This is a genomic window from Streptomyces sp. NPDC050636, assembly GCF_040654775.1.
In the GTDB taxonomy this organism is placed as follows: domain Bacteria; phylum Actinomycetota; class Actinomycetes; order Streptomycetales; family Streptomycetaceae; genus Streptomyces.
In genome coordinates, this window is the sequence record NZ_JBFAIP010000179.1 from 1 (window position 1) to 6,355 (window position 6,355).

Genomic DNA, 6,355 nt, shown 5'->3' on the forward strand with positions numbered 1-6,355 from the left:
CCGGCCCCTGGTCGCAAGGACGGCTCTGCGCGGTCGCCCGCGACCCGCAGCGCGGCGTCCTCTCCGCCGCCGCCGACTCCCGCGGAATGCAGGGCTACGCGGTCGGCCGGTGAAAGGGCGGAGGCCGCTCGCGGCACTCAGACCACGCATACGGCTCCGCCGGTGGTTGTGACTGGCCGGGATTCGCCTCAGCGGATGCGGCAGTGGTGATCCGCCGTCCGGACATGGGCACGGTATCGATCATGAGCGATACAGGTGACGGGATCCCGATCACAGCGGACGGCCGGCTCGGTCCTTCCCACCTTCATCCCGGTGTGCGCGACCCTGGGTACCTGAAGCGGCGGGACGCACTCTCCGGACTGGCCCGGGGCCACCGCGTGGGCCACCCTTCGCCCCCGGTCGCCTACACAGACGCAGAGCACGCGACGTGGCGAACCGTCCACGCCGCGTTGGAACCTGCCCTGCGCGCCCATGCGTGCGAAGAGATCCTGGACGCCCGCGAGGAGGCGTGCCTCCCGGCCGACCGGATCCCGCAGCACACCGAGGTCGGGGCGGCCCTCAAAGCCCGCACGGGATTCGACTTCACCCTCGCCGGCGGATTCGTGAGCAACCGTAGGTTCTTCGAATCGCTCGGACGCGGCTTCTTCCACGCCGTGCAGTTCGTCCGCCATCCCGCCGTACCGCTGTACACCCCGGAACCTGACGTGATCCACGATGTGTTCGGCCACGGCGTGCACCTGCTGTCGCCGCGCTTCGCCGACCTGTACCGCGTCATCGGCCGGACGGCCCAACGACTCCGCACCAAGGAAGCCCTCGAACTGCTCAGCCGCGTGTACTGGTACACCCTTGAGTTCGGGGTGCTCACCCAAACCGGGCACGTCAAGGCGTACGGTGCGGCGCTGCTCTCCTCGTACGGCGAGATCAGGGAACTGCCTCAACGTGAGATCCGGGCGTGGGACGTCCGCGCCATGGCCAGAACCCCCTACCGCGCCGCGGGGTATCAGCCATTCCTGTTTGCCGCACGGTCCCTGGACCACCTCACCGACGCTCTGACCACGTTCTGCGAGGCATTCGACGATGACACAGGACCCCGCCTCGGGCTTGGGCCGGTTTCCCCGCCCCACCCGCCGACCAGCCCGCCGACCAGCCCGCCGACCAGCCCGTCGGCGTCGATGTAGAGACAAGGTCCTTCGCCCCGAACACGCGGCGCGATCTTGATGATCTGACGACAGAAGAGCGGGCACAGCTCGACGATGCAGTCGCCATCGTCCGCCGGGGCCGGCAGTCTGTTCACCTCGACATGCCCCGCGTCCGCCCTCCCCGCCCCGACTTCACACCAGGACACAGATCGGCCTCTTCGTCATGCTCGGCCTGCTCGTCGATCCCAGTGAACTCCCCTCAGCCGTCCTGCCCGCGCTCGCCGTCGGCCTCGTGCTCCTTCTCGTCGCACGGCCAGTGTCGGTTGTCGCTTGCCTGGCCTTCTTCCGCACCCCGCGGCGGGAGCAGGCGTTCATTTCCTGGGCCGGTCTGCGTGGTGCCGTCCCCATCGTGCTCGCGACCCTCCCCATCATCGCGGCCGTCGACGGGTCCCGGCACCTGCTCAACATCGTCTTTGTCCTCGTCGTGGTCTTCACCCTGATCCAGAGCCCCACCCTGCCCGCGATGGCCCGCGGACTGGGGCAGACCCGCCTGGGTGCGCTGCGCGAGATCCAGGTCGAAGCCGCGCCTCTGGACGTCCTGGACGCCGACCTGCTCACCGTCGCCATCCCGCCCGGGGCACGGCTCCACGGTGTCACCGTCGCTGAGCCCCGACTCCCGCCACCCACGGTGATCACCCTCATCGTCCGCAACGGCAGCAGTCTTGTTCCCCGAGCGGAGACCGTCCTACAAACCGGTGATGAGCTACTCCTGGTCACCACACCGAGCGTCCGGGAGGCCGCAGAACAACGCCTGCGCGCCGTCGGCCGCCGCGGCAAACTCGCTCGCTGGTTCGGGGAGCGCGGACGCCTCGAACCACACCCCCCGAGCGACCGGGCCTGACCGTCAGCGCCTCGGCGGCGGGCAGCGATGCGGCAGGCCAGGTACACGATGCTCAACGGCCACAGGACCTTCGAAAGAGGGTGATCGCACCGGAGGCCAGGTGCCCTGTTGCATCGGCCTGCCAGGCCGGGCTACCCGTCATGACGCGGGTGAGGTGCGGGCGAAGCCGAGGGCACCACCCAGGCATCCTCACTCACCCGCGGCCAGCCGGGTCCTGGGCCGAGACCGTCTCCGGCGACTTCGCCGGGGAGGGCACAGCGGCCAAATCCGGCCCGTTCGGGCTGCGGCGCTTTGTGATCCGGGCGGCCGCCGGTTCGGCGTAGCGGGCGGTGAGCGGCCCGACCACGACCAGATTGAGGACGTACGCGGTGGCCAGCGGCCCCAGCGCCGGTTCGATGCCGGCGGTGACGGCTAGCCCGGCGATGACGATGGAGAACTCGCCGCGGGCGACGAGGGTGCCGCCGGCGCGCCAGCGGCCCTTGACGCCGACGCCGGCGCGCTTCGCGGCCCAGTAGCCGGTGGCGATCTTCGTGCACGCGGTGACGACGGCGAGAGCCAAAGCGGGCAGCAGTACGGGCGGGATGCTCGCGGGATCGGTGTGCAGGCCGAAGAAGACGAAGAACACGGCCGCGAACAGGTCCCGAAGCGGGCTGAGCAGCGTGTGGGTGCCATCGGCGACTTCGCCGGACAGGGCGATACCGACCAGGAACGCGCCGACGGCGGCCGACACCTGGAGTTGCTGGGCGATCCCGGCGACCAGCAGGGTCAGGCCGAGGACGACCAGGAGGAGCTTTTCGGGGTCCTCGCTGGAGACGAAGCGCGAGATCAGCCTGCCGTAGCGGACGGCGACGAACAGCACCGCACCGGCGACGCCCAGGGCGATGGCCAGCGTCGCACTGCCGGCGGCCAGGCTCACTCCGGCGAGCAGGGCGGTGACGATGGGCAGGTAGACGGCCATGGCCAGGTCCTCAAGGACCAGGATGCTGAGGACCACCGGGGTCTCGCGGTTGCCGAGCCGGCCGAGGTCTCCCATCACCTTGGCGATGACTCCCGAGGACGAAATCCAGGTGACTCCGGCGAGTACGACGGCGGCGACCGGGCCCCAGCCCATCAGCAGCGCGGCCACGGCGCCGGGTACTGCGTTCAGAGCGAAGTCGACCAGGCCCGCGGGGTACTGGGTCTTGAGGTTGGAGACGAGGTCGCTGGCGGTGTACTCCAGCCCGAGCATCAGCAGCAGCAGAATGACGCCGATCTCTGCGCCGATCGCGACGAACTCTTCGCTTGCGCCGAGTGGCAGCAGGCCGCCGGTGCCGAAAGCCAGTCCGGCCAGCAGGTACAGGGGTATGGGGGAGAACTTCAACCTGCCCGCGACGCGTCCGAGGAGGCCCAGTCCGAGGATGATCGCCCCGAATTCAATGAGGAAGACGGCTGAGTGCATCGGCGATCACTCCCGTCCAAGTATCGCGGCGGCCGCGTCGACACCCTCGCGGGTGCCGATCACGATGAGGGTGTCCCCGCCGGCGAGTCGGAAGTCGGGAGCCGGGGACGGGCGGGCCTCCGCCCGTCGCAGGACCGCGACCACCGACACACCGGTCTCGGTGCGCATCCGGGTTTCGCCCAGCACCCGGCCGTTCCAGTACGAGTGCGCGGACAGTTCGATCCGCTCGGCAACCAGGCCCAGATCGGTGGTGTGGAGCAGGTTCGGGCTGTGGTGAGCCGGCATCAGCGCGTCGATCAACGACGCCGTCTCTGTACCCGTCAGGTGCAGCGACTGCGCGCAGGCATCGGGATCGTCGGCCCGGTAGACGTTCACAGTCCGGGTTCCGTCCCGGTGCGCAATCACCGACAGGTGCCGGTGTGCGCGGGTACTGAGGTCGTACTGAACCCCGATGCCGGGCAGTGGTGTCGTACGCATCCGTGGAGCAGGCACAACCCATCCCCCTCTGTTCGATGTTTGCGATGGCGTACCGCGCGCGGCAGAACAGGCCAGGTGATCCGGCGCGGCAGGAGCTCATGTTGCCAGCTGCGAGCGGACCGGGATATGGGTGTCGCCACGGATGGACAAGCGGTGTCGCAACCACTCAGGCTGAGGCGGGGCAGTAGGTCGACCGCAGGTCAGGCCCCGGATGACGCTGTGACGCGGCATGCGCGAACGCGCCCTGCTCATCGGTGCCGAGCTCATCGTCGGCACAGGCAAACAGGGCAGCACCGAAGTACGTCTGAACGTCACAGATCCCAAGGACAGCGCCAGATGACCAAGCCGGCCCGCATCCTGCTCGCCGACGACCACGCCCCCGTCCGCCGCGGCGTACGCCTCATCCTCGACGCCGAACCGGACCTGACCGTGATCGCCGAGGCCGCTGACGGAGCCGAGGCCGTCGCCCACGCCCGCGACCTGGATATCGACCTGGCCATCCTCGGCATCGCCATGCCCCGCCAGACCGGCCTCCAGGCCGCCCGTGAACTCTCCTGCATCCCCCAACCTGCGCACCCTGATGCTGACGATGTATGAGACCGAGCAGTACTTCTTCGAAGCACTCAAAGCCGAGGCCTCCGGTTACGTCCTGAAGTCCGTCGCGGACCGCGACCTCGTCGAAGCCTGCCGCGCTGCCATACGCGACGAGCCCTTCATCTACCCCGGCGCCGAAACCACCCTCATCTGCAAATACCTCGACCGCGCCCGCAGCGGCGACCCCCTACCCGCCCGCCCCATCACCGAACACGAAGAGAGATCCTCAAACTCGTCGCCGAAGGCCACACTTCCAAGGAGATCGGCGACCTCCTCGTCATCAGCGCCAAGAGCGTCGAACGCCACCGCGCCAACCTGCTCCAGCAGCTCGGGCTTCGCGACCTCCTCGAACTCACCCGATACGCCATCCGCGTCGGCCTCATCGAGCCGTAGCAAACGACCTTTGACATCAGTTTCCAGGAACCTCTCCAGCAGCCCGGCTGTACAAAGGCAAGATCCACGCTCGCCCCCAGGGACCTGAGAGGAACTCCCGTCAGCTCACCCGTCTCGTACGACCGCAACAGATCGAGACTGCACCACGGATCTCATGTGACAGATCTGGACAGCGGAAGGAAGAGCTGCGCGAGCTGCATGACGAATACACACACGCCCTGGAGCAACTCGTGGCGGCGAACGCCGGCAAGGGGGAGCTGATTGAACCGGCGGAAGCTGCGCCACCAGTGGATTTGATGGCCGCATTGGAAGAGAGCGTACGGGCGGCGCGAACCAAGTCCTGACCGGTCAGCGACCGTGCCGGGTGTGCTTTGCGGCTTGCGCTAGCCCCTCGCCTTCAGGTGTCGGCGTGGTCATCGGCGATCTCGTCCAGGAGGTGGGGTCCGTTGTTGCGTACGTTGTTGACCGCGGTGGACACCGCCCGGGTGCTGAGGTGGCCGGGCGGCTGGGGCTGCCAGCAAGGCGCGCAGTTCGCCGGCGTCCTGGTGGGCTGGTCGAGCAAGCGATATGGCGAGAACTGGCTGTGGTCCATGATCCTGCTCATAGCATCAGCCTCATGGACGAGCAGAGCAGCAGTGGTGACCGACACGACCGTGGCACGGCCGGACGTTTCATGCTGGCTGTGGTCTGCGCGTTGCTGGTCGTGGGGCTTTCCTGGGCAGTTGCGTGGAAGCTGGGGTGGTGGACGCCAGGTTTCGGCATGTTGTCGGCGAAGCTGGCCGCCGCGGCGTCCGTCGGGATCGTTGCCCTAGCCGCCTGGATCGCAAAGCGGCGGTGATCTGCACCGCATGTTGCACATTCGGTCCACAACCTGAAAACGCCCCACCGTGGTCGGCCAGTCCCGCCCACAGAGAGGGTCCAGGCATGCGCGGCCGATCTCGTGGAAGCCGATGGATCGCCTCCAGGACGGTGTCCTCATCGCCTGGGCCAGCGGGCGACCGTCGGCACCCGGTTCCCGCCGGCCGAGGCCAGCACCCGCCCGCCGGCAACGCACCGATCCGGCACCCCGGTCGCACGATTCGCTATAACTGCTGGCCTCCTGGTCAGTGAGCATGGCTGGCTCCGCCACCCTGCCTCCCAGCAAACCCTCCCCGCCGCAGCACTCTCAATGGCATGGATTCTCTCGCGACGGTTGCCCCTGGCTGCCACCCGGTGTGGGAGCGGCACCCAACCCTTGACTCGACAGCGCCCATTCGGCGCCAGTGACAGCACTTCGGGATCCACGGGATCCACGGTTCGTCAATGCGGGCGCGGGCGACTAGTAGGGCTTGGTCGGGTTGGTGTGGGGTCGGGTGTGTCGCGGTGACGGGTGGGGTAGGCGCCGGTCCAGGTTGCGAGGAGTAAGTGGAGTTC

5 protein-coding genes and 3 pseudogenes are annotated in these 6,355 nt (G+C 68.4%); 5 read left to right on the top strand and 3 right to left on the bottom strand.

What is annotated here, in order from left to right:
• The first annotated feature begins 242 nt into the window (after window positions 1-242).
• Complete coding sequence (locus AB0I10_RS39695) at window positions 243-1,178, top strand: phenylalanine 4-monooxygenase (RefSeq protein WP_363157613.1); 936 nt, start codon at window positions 243-245, stop codon at window positions 1,176-1,178.
• A gap of 166 nt (window positions 1,179-1,344) precedes the next feature.
• Window positions 1,345-2,040, top strand: a pseudogene (locus AB0I10_RS39700) (cation:proton antiporter); the annotation flags it as partial.
• 193 nt (window positions 2,041-2,233) lie between these two features.
• On the opposite strand, the gene AB0I10_RS39705 reads toward AB0I10_RS39700, so the two are convergent.
• Together AB0I10_RS39705 and AB0I10_RS39710 are read right to left on the bottom strand one after the other, a co-directional pair.
• The gene (locus tag AB0I10_RS39705; protein ID WP_363157614.1) at window positions 2,234-3,478 is read right to left on the bottom strand and encodes a cation:proton antiporter; all 1,245 of its coding nucleotides are present in this window, start codon (window positions 3,476-3,478) and stop codon (window positions 2,234-2,236) included.
• 6 nt (window positions 3,479-3,484) lie between these two features.
• Complete coding sequence (locus AB0I10_RS39710) at window positions 3,485-3,970, bottom strand: TrkA C-terminal domain-containing protein (protein ID WP_363157615.1); 486 nt, start codon at window positions 3,968-3,970, stop codon at window positions 3,485-3,487.
• Window positions 3,971-4,178: 208 nt separating this feature from the next.
• Here AB0I10_RS39710 and AB0I10_RS39715 point away from each other — a divergent pair.
• Window positions 4,179-4,295, top strand: a pseudogene (locus tag AB0I10_RS39715) (sensor histidine kinase); the annotation flags it as partial.
• Window positions 4,292-4,942: pseudogene (locus tag AB0I10_RS39720) on the top strand (response regulator transcription factor). The pseudogenes AB0I10_RS39715 and AB0I10_RS39720, both read left to right, overlap by 4 nt.
• Window positions 4,943-5,339: 397 nt before the next feature.
• Here the strand turns inward: AB0I10_RS39720 and AB0I10_RS39725 are convergent.
• A complete protein-coding gene (locus AB0I10_RS39725; protein WP_363157616.1) occupies window positions 5,340-5,546 on the bottom strand; it encodes a hypothetical protein in 207 nt (68 codons plus the stop codon).
• 12 nt (window positions 5,547-5,558) lie between these two features.
• Between AB0I10_RS39725 and AB0I10_RS39730 the strand changes: the two genes are divergently transcribed.
• Window positions 5,559-5,780, top strand: coding sequence for a hypothetical protein (locus tag AB0I10_RS39730; protein WP_363157617.1), 222 nt, complete (start codon window positions 5,559-5,561; stop codon window positions 5,778-5,780).
• Window positions 5,781-6,355: the final 575 nt, after the last annotated feature.

Bases quoted from the DNA above. Each gene is read 5' to 3' on its own strand.
- AB0I10_RS39695 (WP_363157613.1), top strand. From the start codon at position 243: ATGAGCGATACAGGTGACGGGATCCCGATCACAGCGGACGGCCGGCTC.
- AB0I10_RS39725 (WP_363157616.1), bottom strand. From the start codon at position 5,546: ATGAGCAGGATCATGGACCACAGCCAGTTCTCGCCATATCGCTTGCTC.
- AB0I10_RS39705 (WP_363157614.1), bottom strand. From the start codon at position 3,478: ATGCACTCAGCCGTCTTCCTCATTGAATTCGGGGCGATCATCCTCGGA.
- AB0I10_RS39730 (WP_363157617.1), top strand. From the start codon at position 5,559: ATGGACGAGCAGAGCAGCAGTGGTGACCGACACGACCGTGGCACGGCC.